This window comes from Saprospiraceae bacterium, from assembly GCA_016709995.1.
Lineage (GTDB): Bacteria > Bacteroidota > Bacteroidia > Chitinophagales > Saprospiraceae > JADJLQ01.
In genome coordinates this window covers 2,012,322-2,036,957 of sequence record JADJLQ010000001.1, presented here as the reverse complement: position 1 = coordinate 2,036,957, position 24,636 = coordinate 2,012,322, and the positions used below count along the sequence as shown (strand labels likewise).

Annotated in this window: 15 protein-coding genes; 6 read left to right on the top strand and 9 right to left on the bottom strand. The window is 40.6% G+C overall.

Going from position 1 to position 24,636, the window contains the following annotated elements; genetic code table 11:
- Positions 1-191: 191 nt before the first annotated feature.
- The gene (locus IPJ09_08565) at positions 192-1,445 is read left to right on the top strand and encodes an ABC transporter permease (protein ID MBK7371481.1); all 1,254 of its coding nucleotides are present in this window, start codon (positions 192-194) and stop codon (positions 1,443-1,445) included.
- Between the two features lie 333 nt (positions 1,446-1,778).
- On the opposite strand, the gene rplT is transcribed toward IPJ09_08565, so the two are convergent.
- From rplT to IPJ09_08545, 4 genes are all read right to left on the bottom strand, one after another.
- Positions 1,779-2,123 carry a 50S ribosomal protein L20 gene (gene rplT / locus IPJ09_08560; GenBank protein MBK7371480.1) on the bottom strand — a complete coding sequence of 115 codons (345 nt, stop codon included), beginning with the start codon at positions 2,121-2,123 and terminating at the stop codon, positions 1,779-1,781.
- 78 nt (positions 2,124-2,201) lie between these two features.
- Positions 2,202-2,399: a 50S ribosomal protein L35 gene (gene rpmI, locus IPJ09_08555; protein ID MBK7371479.1), complete on the bottom strand. Its 198-nt coding sequence runs from the start codon at positions 2,397-2,399 to the stop codon at positions 2,202-2,204.
- Between the two features lie 200 nt (positions 2,400-2,599).
- The gene (locus tag IPJ09_08550; GenBank protein ID MBK7371478.1) at positions 2,600-3,154 is read right to left on the bottom strand and encodes a translation initiation factor IF-3; all 555 of its coding nucleotides are present in this window, start codon (positions 3,152-3,154) and stop codon (positions 2,600-2,602) included.
- 188 nt (positions 3,155-3,342) lie between these two features.
- Entirely contained in the window at positions 3,343-5,874 is a 2,532-nt protein-coding gene (locus IPJ09_08545) for an ATP-dependent Clp protease ATP-binding subunit (protein MBK7371477.1), read from the bottom strand.
- Positions 5,875-6,128: 254 nt separating this feature from the next.
- Between IPJ09_08545 and IPJ09_08540 the strand changes: the two genes are divergently transcribed.
- Together IPJ09_08540 and IPJ09_08535 are read left to right on the top strand one after the other, a co-directional pair.
- The gene (locus IPJ09_08540) at positions 6,129-6,509 is read left to right on the top strand and encodes an STAS domain-containing protein (GenBank protein MBK7371476.1); all 381 of its coding nucleotides are present in this window, start codon (positions 6,129-6,131) and stop codon (positions 6,507-6,509) included.
- Between the two features lie 12 nt (positions 6,510-6,521).
- Positions 6,522-7,433: a ribonuclease Z gene (locus IPJ09_08535; protein ID MBK7371475.1), complete on the top strand. Its 912-nt coding sequence runs from the start codon at positions 6,522-6,524 to the stop codon at positions 7,431-7,433.
- A 31-nt stretch (positions 7,434-7,464) separates the two neighbouring features.
- Here the strand turns inward: IPJ09_08535 and IPJ09_08530 are convergent, their stop codons facing one another.
- From IPJ09_08530 to IPJ09_08520, 3 genes are all read right to left on the bottom strand, one after another.
- A complete protein-coding gene (locus IPJ09_08530) occupies positions 7,465-8,415 on the bottom strand; it encodes a bifunctional helix-turn-helix transcriptional regulator/GNAT family N-acetyltransferase (protein MBK7371474.1) in 951 nt (316 codons plus the stop codon).
- A 106-nt stretch (positions 8,416-8,521) separates the two neighbouring features.
- Positions 8,522-9,067 (bottom strand): GNAT family N-acetyltransferase, encoded by a 546-nt coding sequence (locus IPJ09_08525; protein MBK7371473.1) that lies wholly within the window; start codon positions 9,065-9,067, stop codon positions 8,522-8,524.
- Between the two features lie 131 nt (positions 9,068-9,198).
- On the bottom strand, positions 9,199-16,644 hold the full coding sequence (locus IPJ09_08520) for a T9SS type A sorting domain-containing protein (GenBank protein ID MBK7371472.1): 7,446 nt from the start codon (positions 16,642-16,644) through the stop codon (positions 9,199-9,201).
- A 430-nt stretch (positions 16,645-17,074) separates the two neighbouring features.
- Here IPJ09_08520 and IPJ09_08515 point away from each other — a divergent pair, with 430 nt between their 5' ends.
- Entirely contained in the window at positions 17,075-19,324 is a 2,250-nt protein-coding gene (locus IPJ09_08515; protein MBK7371471.1) for a glycoside hydrolase family 3 C-terminal domain-containing protein, read from the top strand.
- A gap of 188 nt (positions 19,325-19,512) precedes the next feature.
- Here the strand turns inward: IPJ09_08515 and IPJ09_08510 are convergent, their stop codons facing one another.
- Entirely contained in the window at positions 19,513-20,439 is a 927-nt protein-coding gene (locus IPJ09_08510; protein MBK7371470.1) for a tetratricopeptide repeat protein, read from the bottom strand.
- A 73-nt stretch (positions 20,440-20,512) separates the two neighbouring features.
- Positions 20,513-21,676: a helix-turn-helix domain-containing protein gene (locus IPJ09_08505; protein ID MBK7371469.1), complete on the bottom strand. Its 1,164-nt coding sequence runs from the start codon at positions 21,674-21,676 to the stop codon at positions 20,513-20,515.
- Positions 21,677-21,851: 175 nt separating this feature from the next.
- On the opposite strand from IPJ09_08505, the gene IPJ09_08500 reads away from it, so the two are divergent.
- Both IPJ09_08500 and dprA read left to right on the top strand, forming a co-directional pair.
- Positions 21,852-23,429: a M20/M25/M40 family metallo-hydrolase gene (locus IPJ09_08500; protein ID MBK7371468.1), complete on the top strand. Its 1,578-nt coding sequence runs from the start codon at positions 21,852-21,854 to the stop codon at positions 23,427-23,429.
- A 69-nt stretch (positions 23,430-23,498) separates the two neighbouring features.
- Entirely contained in the window at positions 23,499-24,599 is a 1,101-nt protein-coding gene (gene dprA / locus IPJ09_08495; GenBank protein MBK7371467.1) for a DNA-protecting protein DprA, read from the top strand.
- The last annotated feature ends 37 nt before the right edge of the window (positions 24,600-24,636 follow it).

Genomic DNA, 24,636 nt, shown 5'->3' with positions numbered 1-24,636 from the left:
GCAAATATAACAATTTAATGGCAGGGATGTTAGCCTTTTTATTAAATGATATGCTAATATTACTCCTTCGGGCTGTCAGGTTGCAAAATTCAAATCAGATATTTGTGGTCATTTAAAGTCTAAAAACTACGATTGATCGAATGTTTGAATTAATTGGGTATTGGGATTGTATATTTATAGTTCATCTGTAGATCGACATGTTTTTTAAACTTTTATACGAAGGAATTGTCCAGTCCCTGGGCCAGCTGACCGCCAATAAGCTAAGGACATTTCTGTCACTATTAGGCATTACAATTGGTATATTTTGTATAATTGCAGTACTTTCTGCGGTAGACTCACTTGAGGATAATATTAAAGGTAGTTTTGAAAAACTGGGCAATGATGTGCTTTATATCACCAAAATGCCGTGGAATGAAGACCCTAGCCAAAACTATTTCAAATATTTAAGGAGACCCAATGCTACGTATAAGGAATTAGAAGCTGTAAAGGCCAGGGTTCAAAATTCTTCCCTGGCGGCTATTCAAGTGTATATCGGTAGTAGCAATCTAAAATATAAGTCTAGTAGTATTAATGGGGCCTTTGTGTTAGCGGTCAGCTATGATTATAATGAAATCTATAAAATGGAATATGACTATGGCCGATTTTTTACACCATTTGAATTTGAATCTGGTGCAGATAAGGTGGTCATAGGCTCGGAGATTGCCCTTAATTTATTTAATACATTGGATCCAATTGGAAAAACAATAAAGGTAAAAGATCGACATCTGGAAGTTATCGGTGTTATAAAAAAATCAGGTAAGGATTTGATTAATCCGGCTGATTTTGATCGAGGAGTACTGGTAGGCTACAATACCGCCAAAAAGCTGGTAAATGTTAAAAATAACAGACTTTTTGGCACCAATCTAATGGTAAAAGCTGCATCAGGTGCCGACCTGGAAGATTTGAAGGCTGAAGTGACCTCTGTGCTCAAATCTGAAAGAAAACTCAAACCATATGAGCAAGCTAATTTCTCCATAAATGAAATGTCTATCTTGACCAATATTCTGGATAAATTCTTTGGAGTACTTAATTTGGTCGGTATTGTGATTGGTTTTTTTGCCATCCTGGTGGGCATGTTTAGCGTGGCTAATATCATGTTCGTTAGTGTAAAAGAACGAACCAATATTATAGGTATAAAAAAAGCGCTTGGAGCCAGGCAATATTTTATACTATTGGAGTTTTTAATAGAAGCTATCATCTTGTGTTTACTCGGTGGATTGATAGGACTAGGCCTGGTATATGTGATTTTAAAAATCTTGTCTTCAGTGTTTGGCTACACCATGTTTTTGAGTCTCAAAAACATCTCCCTGGGAGTTGGGATCTCTGTATTTATAGGGATTTTGGCAGGATTGATCCCTGCCCTCCAAGCCGCTAAAATGGATCCCGTAGAAGCTATTAGAAAATAAAGACCTGGCTGGGGAATTATAGGGTTTGAGGCATTCTATTTTTTTGTCATTATTTTCATATGACTACCGGTAGTCCATTATTGTTGTCACATAAACCGGACATTTATAAAGTATAGCTGGACGATTAAAAAAAAGCGCAGGGCAGTCAATAGGTGACATTTTAAGTCAATAAGATTACAAAATGATCCGATATCTCAATGGAATCGCCGATCTGGAGGATCCTGGTGAATGGATAATCTGTAATTATAAGGTAATTGACCAATGACATTTAAAGACCAATCCTGTAAGGAAAGGTAGTATAGCTCTTATACAAAAACTAAAAGAAGAGGTAGATTACTTGATCTTCGCTACTACCGCTTTGAAAGCTTCCGGATGATTCATAGCAAGGTCAGCTAACACCTTTCTGTTTAAAGTGATGTCTTTCTGTGAAAGTGCATGAATCAATTTGGAGTAGGACAATCCTTCAAACCTGGCTGCAGCATTGATCCTGGCGATCCAAAGCGCTCTAAAGGCTCTTTTTTTGGCTTTACGATCTCTGTAAGCATACTTCCAGGCTCTTTCGAGTGTGTGCTTGGCAGCAGTGAGGATGTTTCTCCTTGCGCCCCAAAATCCTTTGGTGGCTTTGAGCAGTTTTTTTCTTCTTGCTCGTGAAGCTACGTGATTGACCGAACGTGGCATTTGATGATGATTTTCAGCTTTCCAGGGATCTTGTCAGATACTTTGCTCCTGATGGGCCGGATTTAAAAAATTGTTTAATTATCTAAGACACAACATACGAAGTACTCTTTTTTCATCTGCATGACTCACGAGAGCCATGTCACGATTGGCTAATTTGGCCCTTTTGGACTTTTGTCTTAACCGGTGAGAGGTATTCGCTTGAAATCTCTTGACTTTACCTGATCCAGTGACGCGAAATTTTTTCTTCGCAGTGGAATGAGTTTTCATTTTTGGCATAATTCCTACTTATTTAAAAAGTGGCGGCAAAGATACAATAATATTCATCTAGTACAAAGAAACTTTTGAACCTGAGATGAAATGTAGGATTCTGAGTTTAAGTCCAACAATTGGTAAAAAAATTCAGCCAGCGGCCATCTTCAGTGATTTCAAATAATACTATCTAAATCAATAGAATGTGTATTATAAAAAAAGTAATATTAAGATTTAGTCTTTACGACGCCTTTCCTTGGTGATAGTAAGATGAACATTTTTTTTCCTTCCAATTTAGGAAGTGATTCGCACGCAGCCAATTCGTCCAATTCTTTGATGAATTTTAATAATAATAATTCACCACGATCCTTAAAAACCACACTACGACCTTTAAAAAACACATATGCCCTTACTTTAGAGCCTTCCTGGAGGAAGTTTTTGGCATGATTTAATTTAAAATCAAAATCATGGTCATCTGTATTAGGTCCAAAACGAATCTCCTTTATTTCCGCTTTTACAGCTTTGGCCTTAAGTTCTTTTTCCTTTTTTTCTTTCTGGAAAAGAAATTTGTTAACATCGATGATTCTACATACAGGAGGATTGGCATTTGGAGAAATTTCAACCACATCCAAACCTAGCTTTTCTGCCCATTTGAGCACTTGTCTTATCGGACAAACACCTGTTTCGATCGGTGGTTCATCTTCAATGACTAATTCGGGGAGATTGTCGCCGACTATCCTGACTTCAGGAGCTTTAATTTCAAAATTGATCCTAAATCCAATGTCTTTTTTGAAAGGGAGGCCTCTTTGATTTGGGTATCTGGGCCTGAATGGTGTTTTTGCCTGCAAGAATTATTGTTTTAAATTAAATATTAAGTGCTATTTATTGGCCAACGAAGGCTAAATTATAAAATCTATTTTTTGTGTTTACAATACAACAAAACTAAAAAATTTTTAACAATCAGGGTAACTTAAGATTCAGCCACTTTATTGACCATGATTCTAAGGCCTGATTTATCATCATTTAAAATTGCTTCTAAAATGGACCCTTCTTCCGGCGATTCATTCAGTATAAATTCCGCTAATGGATCTTCTATATACTTTTGAATGGCCCTGTTGAGCGGTCTGGCACCAAATTGAGGATCAAATCCTTTTTCAGCAACAAATTTTTTAGCTTCTTCTGAAAGTTTCAATTCGTAGTTCATATTTCCAAGTCTACTAGTGAGGCTTGAAAGTGAAAGGTCGATGATTTTGAAGATTTGTTCTTCATCCAGGCTATTAAAGATGACTACATCGTCGATCCGGTTTAAAAATTCTGGTGAAAAAGTCTTTTTAAGTGCATTTTGGATCACAGATTTTGTATCAGCCTCTGCTGATTCTACTCTGGATTTAGTAGCAAAACCTACTCCCTGGCCAAAATCTTTTAATTGGCGAACTCCGATGTTGGAAGTCATGATGATCATGGAGTTTTTAAAATCAATTTTTCTGCCCAGGCCGTCTGTCAACTGCCCATCATCCAATACCTGTAGTAATATATTGTAAATATCAGGATGCGCTTTTTCTATTTCATCTAATAAAATCACAGAATAGGGTTTTCTCCTTACCTTTTCAGTAAGCTGGCCACCCTCTTCGTATCCTACATAGCCTGGAGGAGCACCAATCAGTCTACTTACAGAAAACTTCTCCATATACTCGCTCATATCAATTCTGATGAGCGAATCATCGTTGTCAAATAAATATCTTGCCAATGCTTTAGCTAATTCTGTTTTGCCTACACCTGTTGGGCCTAAAAATATAAAGGTCCCTATTGGCTTTTTAGGATCTTTAAGTCCTACGCGGTTACGCTGAATAGCTTTAGTGATTTTTTCGATGGCTTCATCCTGCCCAATAATCACCTTGCGCATGTCCTCATTCATATTGATGAGTCGTTTGCCTTCACTTTGGGCTACGCGTTTGACTGGAATACCAGTCATCATAGCTATAATCTCAGCAATGTCATCAGTATCGACAGGATATTTTTTAGTTTTAGATTCTTCATCCCACTGTTCTTTGGCAGTTTCAAGTTTGGCCTGAAGTTTTGATTCAGTATCCCGATATTCTGCCGCTTTCTCATATTGTTGGTTCTTGACAGCACTATTTTTGAGTTCTTTGATAGACTCTATTTTCTGCTCGATCTCCTCAATATGTTTTGGAACATGTATGTTTTTCAGATGTACTCTGGCACCAACTTCGTCCAAAACATCTATGGCTTTGTCAGGCAAAAACCGGTCAGTGATGTATCGATCACTGAGTTTGACGCAAGCTTTGATGGCATCGTCAGTATAAGTGATATTGTGGTATTCTTCGTATTTGGACTTGATATTGTGCAGGATAGATATTGCTTCTTCTGCAGAAGGAGGATCTACCATTACTTTTTGAAATCTTCTGTCCAGGGCACCATCCTTCTCTATGTATTGTCTGTATTCGTCCAGGGTAGATGCGCCGATACATTGTAGTTCTCCCCTAGCCAGAGCTGGTTTAAAGATATTAGAGGCATCCAGAGAACCCGTAGCTCCTCCAGCACCAACAATGGTGTGAATTTCATCAATAAACAAAATCACATCCCGTGATTTTTCCAATTCATTCATGATGGCTTTCATGCGTTCCTCAAACTGGCCACGATATTTTGTCCCGGCTACCAGTGCTGCAAGGTCCAGCATCACAATGCGTTTATTGAACAAGGTGCGGCTGACTTTTCTCTGTATGATCCGCAAGGCCAGTCCTTCTACGATGGCTGTTTTGCCTACGCCTGGCTCACCTATGAGGATAGGATTGTTCTTTTTACGACGACTTAATATCTGCGAAACCCGTTCGATTTCATTTTCACGACCTACGATAGGGTCGAGCTTGTCTTCTTCAGCCAATCTGGTGATGTCTCTTCCAAAATTGTCCAATACTGGGGTACGGGATTTAGTGTTTCCTTTCCTGGGAAATTTTGAAGCACCTTCTTCATCATAATTAGACTCAGAATCTGACTGAGCCTGCGCAAAATAATCACTATTAGCCAGGTCTTGCTCCTGGATTACATACTGTAGTTCGGATCTAAAAGTCTCATAATCTACATCCAGCTCTCCCAATATGCGGGTAGCTTCACTGTCTTTATGTTTTAAGATAGAAAGCATGAGATGTTCGGGAGCTACAGTGTCTTGTTTCATTTCTTTAGCCTCTAAATGACTCAGCCTGTATATTCTCTCAGCATGTTTACTGAGAGGTAGGTCTTCTCTGACTGTAAGCGCTGGTGGATTGCTGGCCAATTCCTTTTGCAGTACTTTTTCGAGCTTATATTTTAATTCTGTGCAGTCTACTTCCAGGCTCTCTAAAACTTTGACTACCAGATTGTCGCGGTCTTTAAGCAAGCCAAGCAGGAAATGTTCGGTTCCGACGAAATCGTGACGCAACCGATTAGCTTCTTCTCGGCTTTTACGAATGACATCTTGAAATTGTGGTGATCTTTTATTACTCATCTAGATAAATTAAATGGTCAAACAAGTATACGATTTTCAGCACAGTTGCGCAAATCTTATTTTGCTGCAATATGCTTGTTTTTATTGAATAACAAAGTAGTTGTAATAAATTTCATGAATATGATACAATTAAGCAATTCATAACATTTGGATTAAATCTGACCTTGTATTAAAATTAAGTCATCAAATTTGAGCCCAATCCCTAATTATGGCTAAAAAAATCTAATTTTGCGGATTATTAATGACGAATTGACATGAAATACTCAATAGATAAGGAAGACAGATACGCGATTTTTAGGTTGAATGAGGAGAATCTCAACTCCCTGATAGCTCCTGATTTAAAATCGGAGTTCATTTTTTTGAGAAATGAGGGTGTCAGAAATCTAATATTGGATCTCAATCATGTGAAGTATGTGGACTCTTCCGGATTGTCCTCCATTCTCACTGCCAATAGGTTGTGGAAAGATTTTGGATCATTTATTATCACTGGTATTGTGCATCCTCCTGTACAAAAGCTCATTCAGATTTCTCGCTTAGAAACTATCCTGACAATATTACCGACTACTCAGGAATCCATAGAATATGCTATGATGGAAGATCTGCAAAAAGAGCTAGAGCAGGGTAGTGAAGAATAAATCAGAAAGCTGATGTCAAGATTTGATGTACTTATACTTGGCAATAGCTCTGCACTTCCTGCTTATAATAGACATCCGTCTGCCCAATTAATCAATATTCACGAGCAATTATTGCTCATAGACTGTGGGGAAGGTACCCAGGATCGGCTGATCAAACATCGGGTAAAATCCCATAAAATCAATCATATCTTCATCTCTCACCTGCATGGGGATCACTATTTTGGTTTGCCCGGATTGATCACTTCACTCAACCTTACCGGAAGAAAAGATCCACTTCATATTTATTCTCCGCCTGGACTTGATAAGCTTATAATTGATATCATAGGATTGGCTGATGGTCATCTTAATTTTGAAATCTTCTGGAAAAATCTCACCGGAGATGAGTCGATGATCTTGCTCGATGACGGGGTAAAAAAAATAATGGCTTTCCCTTTGAAGCACAGAATCGCCACCTATGGATTTGTTATAAAGGAGGCTCCGGGTAAAAGAGCATTCGATGCAGATAAATTTATTGAATTGCCCTCTTACAAAGTTATCAACAAGCTCAAACAAGGCCTGAATGTGTTGACAGATGATGGGGAGCTTTTTAAATATGAAGATTTTACGCTACCACCCAGACCATCAAGGAAGTACAGTTATTGTTCAGACACAGCTTATGAGCCAGGTTTGGTGGCTTATATTGAGGGTAGTGATACCTTATATCATGAAGCTACTTATGCTGAGATACACTTAGAGAAAGCAAAGGAGAACTTTCACAGTACTGCCATTCAGGCAGCTAACATAGCACTGAAGTCGAAAGCTAAAAAGCTAATCATAGGCCATTTTTCATCCCGATACAAGTCTCTTGACATGTTATTGGAGGAAGCACGGTCGGTATTTGCTGAAACTGTACTCGCAGTGGAAGGACATTGGTATCCTGTCTAGAGGTAGCAGGATGTCGCATCCTGCATTTTGTTCAATGCAATTCTTTGGCCAATCGAAGTGTCATAGTCGGTATTTCTTCGGAGGATTTGGGAAAGTGTTCAATTGAACTAAAACCCATCAGTAGAAATAAGGTATTGGCAGCCACTAACTTAGGATGACTTTGAACGAAAAGCGTACTGACACCGATGGCTTTGGATGCATTTATAGCCTGTAGAATAAGTTTGGTGGCTATATACTTTCGCCTGAATGATTCTTCTACCCAAAGTAAAATGATCTCGCAGTAATTAAAACTTCTTCTTAAGGTATAAATGCAACCGACGACCTGGTCTTGCCAAAAGGCGAAATAAGCATCCCCTTCATTTTTAGTCAATATGGCCGTCATATCGTTGAAATATTTGTCCATCAGGAAATTGTCAAAATATTTGCTTTTATATTGCGACCAGAATTTCTGAATTAAAAACTGGCTATCACGCGTAGCATTAAAATTCTCCAGGGTTACATTCTTTAAATCCCCTTTCTTTTTTTCCTTCTTTATTCTCTGGAAAAAACTTTTATTTTCTAGTGAACTATTCAATGATTCTACATTGAGCCATAGATCTGGAGCGATTTCGCTTACCCATTGGTTGGTGGCATCCTGAACAGCCTGCCAGGAAGGCTGGAGGTCTTCGATCAGAGTCAGTGCTTTGGATGATGGAGAAACCATTCTCTTCCTAAGATCGTTTTTGTCTTTTTCCTCTTCTACCAATCCGTGGGAGTGCATTTGATTGATGGTATACACTACATCAGGGTGGGTTTTATCCTGGATATCTGCCAATTTTGAGATAGAACATGCCTGGCCTTCCTGATGGAGGATTTGTAAAATGGCATGCCAGCGATAGGGGATGTCAATGCCAATTTCTTTATAGATGCGCATTTCTTCATCGATCAGGTGATCGGCAAAATGTCGCAACAGATGGTGCAGCGAATTGATCTTTGGGGTCATACAAATAAAAAACTGCTACAAAGTACATTGTTACTTTGACATAATAAAAATGATTGCAAACTTATTAAACTAATAATTGGATGAGGTAGGTGGGAAGGCCTGTCTGTTAGGATAGGTTTTTGAAAAAATAAGCCTTTTTTAATAAAGTCCATTTCCACAATAATCCATCCTCTTCGTCCTGTATGCAGGCCTCAAAGGTAAAACCATTTTTGATCAAAAGATGATTGGAGGGGTTTTTCTCAGCCAAAGTATGAGCAATTACTTTTTGGATACTTTCTTCTTTGAACGCGGTCTCTAATAATGATTTTATTACCTCATCTGCATAACCTTTTTCTCTAAACTCAAATGCAATTTCATAACCGATTTCGATGCTGCCGTCCTCTGTAGGCGATGACTTAAAACCGCCCTGTCCGATATAGATAGCTGGTTGTTTGAGGACCACAGCATAACCCACCCAGGGGTACGATTGGCCAGAGGATGAGACTAATTCGATATTGTATTCTATAGATTCTGGAAACTCAGTATACCTATCCGGTAACATCCAGGAAGTAGTGTCGAAAAAAGCTTCAGGACCCTGTTGTAATGCTCTTAATATAGCCAGATTGATTGGAGCAAGAATCAAGCGTGGTGTATGCAGATATGGATTGTTCATTCTAAATGGGTATAATATTAATCTTCGTATTGGATATGGGACTCAAACAGTAGAAGGCAAAAAAAAATGCCGGAGGGATCTTTATCCATCCGACATTTTATTCAGAAATCAAAAAAATGTTAATCTAGTATTCAGGGTTTGAAAATCATTTTTCGCCTTTCGGTGAAAATATTGCTTTCAAATTGGTAGAAATAAATGCCGGGGGCATGTACTTCCTGGTCTTTTATCATGATCTCCTGGTATCCTTTGGTCCAGGTCTTTTCTATTCGTTTGATTACTCTGCCGTTGATGTCAAATAAGCTGAGCACTCCTTTTGTTTCTGACTCCAGCCTCAATCCTATGGTGGTTTGGCTGTTGAATGGGTTGGGGTAATTTTGTAAGAGATTTGACGCTTTGGTCAATAAAGTACCTGAAGGATCTGTAAACTCCAGACTGAGATTTTGAATTTCTCCGATGCCTTGGTAACTCTCTGCTCTTGTATGATCAGATCCTATCCAGATCATCTCGCTAAGGTTGAGGTCCTGCGTGGCCTTAAATCTTAAGGTGAATAAAGCACCGTCACCAGGAAGATCCACAGACCTCAGATGATGCCAACTTATCGTCAACAGATCTTCATTGAGATGGCCAATATTGCTTTCGGACAAATCCAGATCTCCAGCAGCCAGTGAGATAAATTGTAACCCCGGGGTATGCAGCGTGCCTTGTAACCCACTGATACCTCTAAAGTTAGGAGATGTGATGACGAGGTCAATGAAATCGCCTTTTTTGACCAGGCTATTTTTGGCCTGCAATATCAGGCCTGGACCTTCACTTCTAATCTCAGTGCCCATCCATCGGTGTGCAAGCGCTGTACTATTGACATCACCTACTTTGAGGCCGGTAAAATCAGCTGCCAGGTCATCAGGTTCATTGATGATATTCATGCTCATGGGATAGTCAAAAGGATGTTGCAAATCTTTGAAAGTATAGTTTTTGGGTATAAATCTCCAACTTTCACTGGAAGGTAGTTTGTCGTATAGTCCGAGAATCAACTTGCGCAGTTCTACGAGGTCTATGATATCGATATCGCCACTTCGGTTTACATCTGCCGCCACCATTTTGAAGGGGCTGTTGAGCAATTGTTCACCTTTGATGTGTTTCTCTATCAGTATTAGGTCCAAAGTACTTACACCGTTCATTGGGTCATTGTCTTTATGAGGAGCCAGGATGACTCCAGTAGTATTGGGCACTCCAGGGATATGAAACTGACCGTCGGCTGAATTGACTTTGAGCGGTATACCTGACTTGACAGGGGATAATACCAGGTCAGTATTTTCAATGGTTTCGCCATCTTCTGTGGCTAAACGGCCAGAAAGGTTGATCAACAACGGTACTGATTCGTTGTCCGGGCAAATGCCTGGATTGCCATTGTCTTGCAATAAAATATATGTCTTGCACACATCTTTATTTCCTGCCTCATCTATAACCCAAATGTCTACCGATACTGTGGCCGATCTACCATTGATGAGGTCTGTACATTTAAATAGCTGCGATTTAAGGGTCCCTTCGGGATTAAAGCTATACAACAATTTGTTAGCTTGAGTACAATTGTCCGAACTGGACAGATTTAAATCTGAAGCCCAGACCTCGATAGTCCCACTGCTAGGCATGATCACGGTAGCAACTCCATTTATACAGTATGGAGTCGGGGCTTTGCAATCTTTGATCGTCATAGTGAATGTACACGTGCCTACATTACTACAATGATCATATCCTTTGACTTCGATGGCATACTTACCAGGACTAAAGGAGCCACTGAGGTGATCCACATGCGTAAGGATGCCATCTATTGTACCATTGGCATCTTTGTCTATTTTGATATCAAACCAAATCGTGGTGGCACAATTATCTGTCGCTTTGAGTGGAAGATTTACAATGGCTGAGCAATTTGCCCCATCAAAACAAATAGTAGTGTCTTTGCAGGTCAGTTTTGGCGCGATGGTATCAATCACCTTGATTATCTGGACATATCTCATAAAGCCATCGCCATTATCCTTAAGATTTCTAAATACGCAATACCGGTCGCTTCCATCATTGGCTTCATCAGCACGGCGCCTGTCATCCACGATGACATCCGGATATTTGACATGGGCACTGGACTCGTAGATGCAGGCATCGATCAGGGTCCAGGTCCTGATTATTTTATAACAAGCATCATCTGCTACCTCAAATGTGTCATCTTTGAACTCGACACCCACTTGCTCACAATCATCATCCATGATCACAGGTCTGCCTGCCTGGTCAGGTCCGGTTTGATTTGCATTGGTGCAGTCGATGACTTTGTCTGCTGGGAACAATACTTCGAAATCGCTGCGATGTTTGACAATAATTTTTTGGCTGCAATAAGTGATGTTACCACATTTGTCTTTTATACGCCAGGTGCGTAGTAACCAGCCTTCGCCGCAAGTATTGACAGAACCGTCATCTTTGTAAGTCAAAGAGTCGACGATACAGTTGTCCTTGATGTAAAACTCGTTTGACATCAGTGCTCGGCGGAGGTGTTTTTTATCTACTATCACTGGTCTGCTGAACAAAGAGGTGTCCACTTTGCGACCGGTATCAAAGGTATCCAGCTCTAACCATTTGCGGCAATAAATGGGCGCCCAATCTCCTTCCTTATTACTATATCCACATCCAGGTGAGAGTGAGTTATGATCGTCATGATTACTAATAATACTACCTCCATAATAGCCATAGATTTTTGGATCACCACTTCGTTTGATATCCAACGGCCAGGAAGCATAGGTTTCATTGGTAGGACATGCTGACCAGGCTTGATTGTATTTATTATAGGGGACCATATCGCAAAATATCTCTATGTCTTCCAGTGATTCACATGCAGGGGCAGTCTTATCATCTGCCAGAACCTCAATCATACAATCATTGTAAAGTTTAGGCCGGCAAATAATTGAATCAGGATAAGACCCAAATAAGAAATTACAATTTCGATCTAGCGGAAATGATTGATAGTACCCCAGAGCATGGACCGTTGAAGCATTTATGCTGTCCGTCAGAATAGATTTGCAACCCCAAGGTGCGGTAAAGCCACAATCTTTGTTGGAGTCTTTTTTATTGAAGTTTTTGTTGAATTGTATTCTGTAATTCCAGGAAGTATTGTAACAAAACCAGGCATGAGGACTACAAGGGAAAACGTGTGGGTCATATAAAGGCAAGTCACAGGCCTCATATACTCTTAATACGACCCTTCGGGTACCACACTCCCCAAGATGGATGGTATCTTTAAATACGTAACAATTGATCCAGTCATCAATATATTTATCGTACCAGTCTTTATTATTCCAGTATTCCGTTTTGCCACAATCTGATTCTAATTTTGCGAGATAATCGGTCTTAGCTTTATCTATGTCATCCATAAATGCTGCAGCAAAATGAAGTTGCTGGCAACAATTGTCGTGGCTCCCTACATCGAGCGAACTCGCAGCGACTTGCGCCCAGCATCCATCTGGATCCAAAGTAACCTGGGTGTATTCAAGACATAATGGAGTAGGAGGCGTACGGTCGTATACATCTACCAATATTGAATCCTGGGTAAATAAGGTGCATTCATCTTTTATAAGGATCTTCACTTTGTTATTCAATCCAATATGAATTTTTATTTTTGCTGGTAGTGCACCGGATTGAGTCTCGCTGATATTGGGATTTTCCGGATTAATATAGGTATAGACAAATGATTGGGTGGTATTGTTGCAATCAGATACAGATAGGGCAGGTAGGTTGAGTAACCCTATGCAATCGTGAGGGTCGGCAGTTAAAACCTGATGCCTATTGAGTCCGAATACGACCGGAGGAGTGAGATCAGTAACTTTAATAATCTGGCTACATTTGCGCTCTCTTCCGGTGCAATGATCCCCAATGATCCAGGTTCTGAATATTTCTATTCCTTTACCACAAAGATTGGTGCGCTGATCGGTATAATCAATAAATAAATGGCAAGCTGGTCCCGAAGGCCAAAGATTGACACCCTGATATGTTGGTGTACCTGTACGATTAGGATGAATCGTCGATGCAGCAGTGATTGAGTTGAATGTACAGTCTAGGACTACATCCTGCGGGCATATGACAGAGTCAAGATTAATTTTTCTAATGTAATATTTCTTTTCGCAGGTAGATCGGTTATTCCAGGTATCTGTGGCAGAGATGGTCCTCACTACAACTCCGTAATAAACACTGTCGCAGCCATAATCTATCCATTCTGATTTGTTTGTGATGACTGGCACTGCGCCACTGCAATTATCTGGAGCATTGGGTAGAGTAGGAAGGCTGGTGATTTGATTGCAATAAATAAATTGGTCAGAACAATCTAATACTGGTGGTGATTTATCTTCCATAGTTATATAACCCCAACAACTGTTTTTGTTTTTAGAGCATCCTGGGGCGCTTACGCTGTATGTGAGTCTTTGGCCTAAATATTCTCTGCCGATACAATTCGAAGGGAGTTGGGTGCCAAAGGAATTGAAAATCTCAATTTCATAAAACTCATTTGGTAGCAGTCTTCCTTTGAGAATTTCGCTGGCTTCAAGACAATGAGTGCATGTACCGGCCTCACCTGCTTCTCCCATAAGTCCCAGAGCATCAAATGATACATTTGCCTGAGCAAGACAATTGAGTGGAAAGCATACATAGATCACAGTTGGATCCGAATCATCTTCGTCTTCTCCCAACCTGCTGTCACCATCGATTTTGTCGTCATCAGGTGAATTGGGTACCCCTCCACTATCATTGTTTGGGTCATCATCCGGTGTACTGTCTATGTCAGGGAGTGGGTTGCCACTTAAATTGCGCACTTCATTAATTTCAATTCTATTGATGGACTCAGGCAGTGTTACATCAAGGCCTAGCTGAATATCAAAGCAGAAGAGTATGGTATCACCGGGCAAAAATCCACCCATTGGGATCAATCCATTTTCCTGAGAAAGATATCTACAGGCAGTGCCATTGCCATTGTCAATCCATCCATCGGATAGTACATGTGTGGCTTTGGAAGGAAAATATTCGATGAGTTTGATGCTATCTACCGCCACGAGTCCTTGATTGTAGATCACTACACAGATCGGTACCTGATCACCTGGCTGTACAAAATAAGGCGTCTGAGCATTGACATATTTTTTCAGGGCAAGATCAGTAAAACAACCAGGAGTCGTGAGGATTTGCTGGCATGAAGCAGTCAGCCCACACAGATCTGTGATGCTATAGGTTCTTGTGATTTGAATCAATCCATCGACTATGGCAATTTGTTCATCTGACATCTCGAAGCTACTACTATCTAAGCCACATAAGTCTTCAACAAATCCACCAGCCAGAAAGAAGGAATCTAGTGCAGAATATGGGTTTTCCGTACACTCAATTTGTTTGTTAGATGGACACATTATCGTAGGGGGAGTTTCGTCCAAATAACTTAGGGTATCTGACCGGGATACAGAATTATTACAGCTGTCGGTGGCAATAAAACTCCATACAATTTTATAGGTGCCTGGACACAGACTATCTATGGTAGTTGTAGAAGTTATGACAGGGACGCTCTCATTACAATTGTCCGTTGCTGTAGGAATCTCCACTTCAAACGAGACATTACAGTCCAAAGTCACTGTGTTGGATTCACCTATCAAAGTGGGCGGAGTGGTGTCATTGACATGGATAATCTGCAAACATCGCACGAGGTTAAAACAGGAGTCTACTGCCTGGTACAATCGGTATATATCTTTTTTATTGACACATGATTGATTAACTATAGAATCTTTCTGTAAGCTGATGGTAGGAGTTGCACCGCAATTGTCTGAAGCAGTGACAGTAGCGATATCCACTACAGGGATTTCTGACATGCACTCGACACTTAGGCCTGCCGGGCAGGTGATCAAAGGAGCTATCGTGTCATTAATATTTATTACCTGAATACACCTGGACATATTCAGACATTCATCAGTACCAGTATATATCCTATGGATAAGTTTTTTATTGGAACAGAGTTGGTTGGTGATAGAATCCTTGGCAAAACTAACTACGACTGTACCGGTACAATTATCACTTCTTGTCACAGATCCCGGATTTGGCGCAGGAGTGGCAGATGCACAACTGATAGTTAGATTTACAGGACACGTTAATATTGGCGGCACAGTATCTTTTACAGAGAGTATTTGAACACATCTGGCCGTATTGCGACAAGTATCTGTGGCGGTAAATATTCTGAATACAGTTTTGTTGTTTACACAAGTTGCTATTCCCACAGAATCTTTTTGAAAAACTGCAAGGAGACTTCCATCACAATTATCTGTAGCTGTTACACTTGCAGGGTCAGGTGAAGGAATAGCACTATCACAAGTCAGACCCAATGCTGGGGGGCACACCATATTTGGTGGTACTGTGTCCTTAATGATTATAGTTTGTCTGAAAGTAGTCTCATTGAGACACTGATCAGAGGCTTTATAGATCCTGATGATGGTCTTTTTATTGAGACAAGTGCTGTCTGATACTGAGTCTTTGGCAAATGTTTTGATCAGAAGAGCAGAACAATTGTCTGTGCCTATAATCAGGTTTGGGTTTGGCAAAGGAATGTTGCCAGCACACATCAGGGCGGTATCACGAGGGCCCATGATAGTAGGTCTGATGGTGTCAAGAATTTGAACAAACTGTGTGTCTACTGCTATATTCCCACAATTGTCCCTGACTTTCCATATCCTTTGAAGTGTTCCTGCTGCTATATTGCAACTCGCTACTTTTCGATCATTGTACCACATACTATCGATGCCACAATTATCACTGAGATTTGAAATCATCCCAAGTGCATTCGCGGAGGTATCAGCAAAACAAGCTGCATCCAGGTAAAGAGTGGTGTCCCTGGCAGGAATGAATGTAGGCTTAATATTATCTCTAAATGTAAATGGCTGCCTGCAAAAGCTTCCATTTCCACAAGAATCTTTTATAATATAATTGAACTCAATAGTGTTCAGGCATTTTGGACGATTGACTGAAAAGGAGGTAATTTGTCCAGAAAATAAAAAAGAAGCAGTATCGATACCACAATTGTCAGATATCGACCCGCCTAAAGCAGTCACTTGTGTGAAGAATTGATTATAAGATGTATATGCAGTAGGCAATGGATCACTACATAACAAGTCTTCTCCAGGACAAACGATCGATGGGCTGGTGACATCATTGACTTTGATGGTCTGATCGCAATCTGACATTCCACCACAATCATCAGTTATAATATAGGTTCTGGTAAACAAACAACGAGTCGTCATGAACACCCCATCAAAAATTAGTGTGCTAAGATTGCAATCTGAAGTTACCACACCACCATCATCTACGAACTCCTGTATAGTAGTAAATGGTGGTTTCACCTCGCCCAGGCAGCTCACAGTATCACTTGGAGGGCAATTGATTTGAAGAATAGCACTATTTCTGGTTTCTGCACTGAGAGGTGCAGGATTGCTCTTTCTGCTCGAGTATAATACTAATATGGAAATAGCTAAAAGACTAATTGCTGAAATAGTTCGTGTCGCTGATTCAAGTTTAAACATAGTTTTGAGATTTTCTGATCTAACCTCAAAGGACAAGAACTATGCCATATATTAAGATTTTGATTAATGTGTTTTTAATTGGTAGCATAAATTATTAAATTAATATGTAAGTATCTTTTAATCAATTATATATGATAATAATTAGGCCTATAAAAAAACGATTTTTTAAAAAAATGAGGATGTATTTTGTTTTAATGGATTGTATTCACAGATTAGGATGGCAGAATAACCCCTTTTATAAAAATATTGCCCATCACTCCAATGAAATAATAATAGTTCTGGATATAGACCGAAGGCGAAATCATGTAGGGAACATCCGCTACCAATTCAGATTTATTGATGTTCGATATGCAAATAACTAAAAAGGTGAATTATCTCACTCAATTGCTAATATAAATGCAGACATTTGAGATTGCATAAATATCTATATATGAAAAATTTGATTTTGATGGTGATGATTTTTTCCTTGAGTCATGTTCAAGCACAACTATCCACGGTAGAGATGAAAAAAGTAGATGCTCTCGTCAAACAAATGACGCTGGAAGAGAAAGTGGGCCAGATGACCCAGGTCACGATGGCCGTGTATGCCGAAAATGGCTGGGGAAATCAAAATGGCAAATTTGATCCGGAACGAGTAAAAGAAGCTGTACAAAAATATCATGTAGGATCTATGCTCAATAATGTCAATCGAGCATTATCTCTTGATGAATGGCATGCCGGCATTAAAATGGTGATGGATGAATGCAATAGGTCGAGACTTAAGATTCCGGTGATTTACGGTTTGGATGCCATGCATGGTCAAAACTATACCCTCAATAGCACTGTTTTTCCTCACAATCTGGCTATAGGCGCCACCCGCAATGATGCCCTGGTCGCCAAAATCTCCCAAGTCACTGCCAAAGAATTAAGAGCTTCTGGCGTAAGATGGAATTTCGCTCCGGTTTTGGACATCGGCAGGCAACAACTCTGGGCAAGGTTTGAAGAAACTTTTAGCGAAGATCCAACCATCATCCAGTCTATGGGTAAAGCTGCTATCCAAGCCTATGAAGGGCCAGGACTCAAGCATCCAACAGCCGTAGCTACCAGTCTTAAGCATTACATGGGCTACTCAAATCCCAGGACAGGTAAAGACAGAACGCCTACCAGCATGTCCGATATTGAAATGAGAGAGTACTACCTTCCTCAATTTGCAGCGGCTATAAAAGCAGGAGCGTCCTCAGTGATGGTCAACAGTGGTGAAGTAAATGGAGTGCCCGTACATGGAAGCAAATATATACTGCAGGATATTTTGAGAAAGGAATTGGGTTTTGATGGGGTAGTCGTCTCAGATTGGGAAGACATCATCCGCTTACATTCCAGGCATAGGGTGGCGGAGAGCCCTCGAGCTGCAGTAGTCATGGGAGTCAATGCCGGAATCGATATGAGTATGGTGCCATCTGATTATTCGTTTTATGACCTACTCCTGGAAGCAGTAAAAAAAGGTGAGGTTAGTACAGCCAGAATCAATGAAGCAGTCAAAAGAATATTAATTTTAAAAATGAGGCTGGGCTTATTTGATAATCCGTATCCGGAACCTGAAGCAATCGCCAATTTTGGAAAGTCAGAATATGAAGAGGTTGCGCTGCAAGCGGCTCATGAAGCTATCACCCTGTTAAAAAACAAAGATCTTATCCTTCCTTTGACTAAGGATAAAAAAATACTCCTGGCTGGCCCCGGTGCTCAGAGTGTGAGTGCCCTTCATGGTGCCTGGAGTTATACCTGGCAAGGTAATGATGAGCGTTATTATCCCACCAAGACCAAAACTATAGCTCAAGCCTTAGTGGAAAAAGGTGGTGACCAGGTGATCATCGCTGGGTCCAAAGGCTGGAATCATAAGGATAATTTTGATGGCGAAAGACTAAAAGCACTGGCCCTGATCCACCAGGTCGATGCAATAATACTCTGCCTGGGTGAAGATGCCTATGCAGAAACTCCTGGCAATACCCGGGAGTTGGACTTGCCGTCAGATCAAAAAATGCTTGCGGAGGCAGCTATTGCCACAGGTAAGCCTGTCATCCTCGTATTGGTAGAAGGAAGACCGAGGTTCATCACCGACATTGAGCCGAAGATGCATGGCGTCATCATGGCTTACAGGACAGGAAGTAAAGCAGCTGAAGGACTGGCAGATATACTATACGGTGACTATAATCCATCAGGAAAATTGCCTTTTACCTACAATAAATATGCCGGGGAGATGCTCACCTATGATTACAAACTTACGGAAGCGCTCAGAGAAGATCCGGGAGTGAATGCGCCAGGCTACGATCCTTTATATCCATTCGGATTTGGTCTGAGCTATACTGATTTTGAATATTCAGATATCAAATTAGATCATACGGTGATGACCGGCAACTCGTCGCTTGAAATAAAAATCACCGTAAAAAACACAGGCAAAGTAGCAGGAGATCATGCCATTGATTTGTATACAAGCGATTTGTTTGCCAGTATCAGTCCCCCCGGTCGCCGATTAAGGGCTTACCAGAAGGTTTACCTGGCTGCAGGAGAAAGCAAAGAGGTTAGTTTTAAGATCAATAAAGACGATCTTTCGTTTATCAATGCTCAATCCAAAAGGGTGACGGAGCCCGGTGATTTTGAAGTAATCATCGGCGATAAAAAAGCAGGATTTCGATATGAAAATTAAGGCCTGAAAAAAAGTTAATCATTAAGGAAGAGGACAATGTTGCTGGAAGAGGAATAGAGACATATTAAAAAAGCCAGCGGCCTGCTGAATGTATTATAACTAACAGATTTGTATGATATTGGCCGCCAGCTACCAAATTGATATATTATTTATGGTCTAGAATTAACTTCGGTAAACTCAGGATATGATTACATTTTTTCTTTATTCCGAATATAAGTAAAGTCGTAATCAACATTCCAGGTCTTACCTTCATCATTAGAAGATTCTGAAAACTGCCTGACCTGATCTGGTCCCTGATTGAAAAAAGTAAACCGACCGATAGAAATGGTCTTATCGGCATTGATCCTGTTAAAAGTAAATCTCATGGCATCGTCTTTATATTCTCCATTTATAAATTTTTGATATCCGCCGGCACTTCCCACCCAATGCTGCTCCCATTTCTGGGTTTGTTTGTTATAGAAATTGATGCTTTTGCCATTAAAAGTCCCTGCAGTACTGGTCCAGTTTTCGAGTAAGGCACAATCACCGGCGATTTTTTCAATTTTGGAGATACCCGCCTGGTTAGTAGACCCGGTGACATAGGCTTTCCAATCGCCGACCCAAAAATCAAACCACCTGGCTTCGGCCTCCGTCATACACGGATAAGCTGCTTTGTACATTTCAGCTTTTATTTCAGGATAAGTACTTGATTTTCTATAATTATCATATTCCGACGCTTGCTCCAGGTCATTGATATTGACATAGCCATTTTTCAAAGCCAGCTTCAGCGTAGTGGTGACAGAATCTAATTGATTGATCTGGGAATAACTTTTGGCCAGATTGACTTGAGCCACACGAGCCAGATTAGGATTGGGGCTTTGGGCCAGACAGGTTCGATAATTAGGGATGGCCTTATCCGGAGCACCGGTTTGTTGGTAACACAAGCCTAATCTATAAAATAAAATGGGCGAATTACGACCTGATTGAATCGCAGACACGTATAAGGGTATGGCTTCCTTCCACCTGTTGTTGAAATACAAACTATCGGCTGCCGCATCGACCACTGGCGGGCCACTGATTTGGGCAAGGGCTGAGGTAGAGAAAAATAAGATAAGGCAGATAGTGAGGATTTTCATAATTAAGTAATAAAATTTCAACAAAGAAACGGTCAAACAGCAGCTTGGAGGTTCTATCGGATCGGACATTACCTTATGAATCCGCATTTTTCCTATTTCTAATGGACAGAATAGGGGTTTGAAGATGATCCCGGGGATCGGCGCGATATTCTGAAGGCGTCATACCAGTGTATTTTTTAAAAGTATTGTTAAAAGTGACTTTGTTAGAGTATCCTACTTTGTATGCTATTTCGATGATGTTTAATTCTTTTTTGGAAGTGCTGGTGAGCAAATGCTTGGCCTCTTCTATTCTGCGGGAGTTGATATATTCAAAAAAATTCATTCCAGCATGTTCGTTCATGACCTGGGAAAGCTGATGACGGGAGATCTGAAGTCTAAAGGCTAGTTTTTCAAGATTGATCTCATCGTCAACATATAATTTTTCCTGATCCATTAATTGGTTGAGTCGTTCGAGGGTCTTTATGCCGGTTTCGGACTTTAAAGAGGAGTTTTGGTACTTTTCTTTATGGATGATTTCCAGAATTTCAAACCCATTAAAGACCTTATTATGATAGTAGCCATAGATCGCAATAGCATAAATAAAAACCATCATACTTGCAGATATCATATAATCCCACAGGGTATTGAACCAGGGCATTTTCGCCAGGACATAATATGACATTACACTCCCTATAAAAAGCGTAAACAAGGTTAAAATCAATCGAAACCATTTTTTGACTTCCATCGTGTTTTGAGCTTCTGCCCTGTATTCGTAAAAGCAGATGATGACATAGAGAGCCATCTGAATGATGTTGAGCCAGGGCCAGGGAATGCCAGCGGAAGCTTTAAGAGTTCCTACCATGTATGCCACCTTCGTAGCTCCTGGCAGGATATATAATTGGACCTGGGAAATCAGAAAAAAAATAAAAAGTAAGAAGTGTGGCCAGTCTTTCCTAAAATCTATGAACTGATCTCTAAACACCTGCCTGAAATAGAAAAATAAGATCGGACCATACAAATAAATGAATGGTGCGGTAACCCCCATCAGATGTGGAACCTTCACCAGGTAACCTGTCCACCAGAACACATATTCGAGAATCATGAGGCAAAACATTACCATCAATATAGCCAAAAATGATTTTTGAGATCTATTTGAGGGATTGCCATGAGAATAGAATATCGCGGTCAAAGCAAGTCCCTGCAGGGCAGCGTATAAAAAAATTACAGTCCAGGTATCAAAAGATGGAGGTGTACGCATATAATAGTGTTAAAATTACTATGTTAAGCCAGTACGCAAGTTAAAAACGATCGGAATAACCCTATTTTAAACCATTAATCAAGTCAGGAAGCCCCTATTCAAATTTACTAAAGGCTTGAATGCCCCAGAAATTATTTATTTTGGTTGTTTCAAAAGATATTGTTCACTAAATTTTATGTCTCAAATGAAAAAATCTTACCTGCTTATTTTATGTTTTGGGTTCACGCTAACACTGCTCACAGCCCAGGAAAAGGTCAATGACAAAATCAATTCTATCATCAAAGATCAGGGTTTGGAAAAAAGTAAAGTCATGGATTATGCATTTTACCTGACCGATGTCTATGGTCCCAGACTAACCGGATCTGATATGACCGATCAGGCGGTAGCATGGGCCGTAACCGAGCTCAAAAAAATGGGCATGCAGAATGTACATACCGAGTCCTGGGGCCCGTTTGGCAGGGGATGGGAACTAAAACATTTTGAGATCAGCAATGAATCCCCCACCTACTATCCAATTATAGGCTATCCCAAAGCCTGGACAGGATCTACCAAGGGAAAAGTTTCTGGTCAGGTCATCTATATAGACGCCAGTACAGAAGCAGAGCTTGCAAAATATAAAGGGAAATTGAAAGGGAAAATCGTGCTGCTGGACACCCTCAGGGAGGTAAAAGAATGGTTTGATGCACCTGGTAAGCGATACGAAGCAGAGCAATTATTGGAAATGGCCAATGCTCCCCAGCCTACTCCTTTTGGTCGGGGCAGATTTCCTAGAAATTTTGGAGCTTCCCTGGCTGGAAATGTGTGGACACTTATAAATGATGAGCAGCCTCTTGCTGTCCTGGACAGGAGTTTTAAAGGGGACCAGGGTACCGTATTCGTGAGTGGTGCCAGAGCTATACAAGGCAAAAGGGTGCAAGATAATGATGCAATAGTCATACCGCAGGTTACGATCGCAGTCGAACAATACAATCGAATTTTCAGACAATTAAAAGCAGGGATTCCTGTCACGGTAAGTCTTGATTTGCAGACTAAATATACCAATCCGGACGGTATGGAATACAATATCATAGCCGAAATCCCGGGTACTGATCTTAAAGATGAAATCGTGATGTTTGGTGCTCATTTTGACTCCTGGCATAGTGCTACGGGTGCTACTGACAATGGAGCTGGTTCTGCTGTCATGATAGAGGCTGCCAGGATCCTTTTGGAGACGATCAAGGAATCAGGTATACCTCCTCGCCGAACTCTGAGATTAGCCCTTTGGACAGGTGAAGAGCAGGGACTGTTGGGGTCCAGAGCTTATGTCAATCAACATTTGGTGCGGAGAGACACCTCGAATAATATCCTTGAAATCAAGCCAGAGCAAGCAAAGATCTCTGCCTATTATAACCTGGACAATGGAACCGGCAAGATCAGAGGCGTCTATATGCAAGGCAATGACCAGGTGTCCCAAATCTTCAGATCCTGGCTAGATGCTTTTAAAGATCTTGGTGCAAATACATTGACACTTCAAAATACAGGAGGTACTGATCATTTGTCTTTTGATGGCGTGGGCGTGCCGGGATTTCAGTTTATTCAAGATGAAATATCCTACATGTCCAAAACTCATCATTCCAATATGGATAATTATGACCATCTGATCGCAGATGACCTCAAGCAAGCAGCTACGATCATTTCCTCCTTTATTTTTCATACAGCTCAACGGGATGAAAAAATACCCAGGAAGGAGCAACCAAAACCTGAAGTCAATTAAAAAATACTTCAATTCAAGAAGTGCAGTTCTGTTAAATGGATTTGGGTATAGATATTTTGTGTAGGTGATATGGTGCCTGATGCAATTCAAAAAATAGCTCTAACACAGATAGAAGGGGTAGGACCAGTAACTACCCGTCAGCTTGTTGCCTACCTGGGAGGAATAGATCAGGTGTTTAAGTCTAAAAAAAAAGATCTTTTAGCTATTCCCGGTATTGGAGAAAAAACAGCAGTGAGCATCTTCAATCATAAAGAAGCATTCAATCGGGCAGAAGAAGAAATGAAGTTTATCGAGCGACACGACATCAAAATGTTATTTTATACAGACAAAGAATACCCATTCAGATTTAAATCCTATGAAGACACTCCCGTGTTATTGTATTTCAAAGGAACCGCAGATCTGGATCATCATCGCATAGTATCTGTGATAGGGACCAGGTCGCCTACAGATGCAGGCAGGATGTTGTGTGAAAAGCTGGTAGAGGAGCTCAAAGAGTATAATGTATTGGTCATATCGGGGCTAGCTTATGGAATCGATATCACGGCGCATCGTAAAAGCGTAGATGTCGAAATCCCCACTGTGGGAGTCATGGGAAATGGACTGGATAAGATCTATCCGAGCGCCCATGCTTCTACGACAAAAAGAATGACGACAAATGGGGGCCTACTCACACAGTTCATGACGAAAACAAAGCCCGATAGAGAAAACTTCCCGATGCGCAATAAAGTAGTAGCAGCCCTTAGTGATGCGGTCGTTGTCGTCGAGTCGGGCATCGAGGGTGGGTCGATGATCACCGCTGAATATGCCAATATGTATAATAAAGATGTATTTGCGTTTCCAGGCAGGACTACTGATCTCAATTCAGAAGGATGCAATACCCTTATCAAAAGACACAAAGCCGCCCTCATAGAATCAGCATCCGATTTGGCGAACAACATGAACTGGCAAAAATCTGACCATCACCCTGTCCAAAGGAGTTTATTCCAGGATCTGACAGTGATGGAACAGAAAGTAGTCCAATTACTCCGTGAAAATGAATATATGAGCATTGATAGATTATATCACGAATTGCAGCTAGCTCCAAGTGCAATCGCAGGATTGTTGCTCGAATTAGAATTTAAAGGGGTCATCAAGGCTCTGCCTGGCAAAAAATATATGTTGATCCAATAAACTGGCAGACTGCCTGGAGTCAATTAAAGTTGCACTT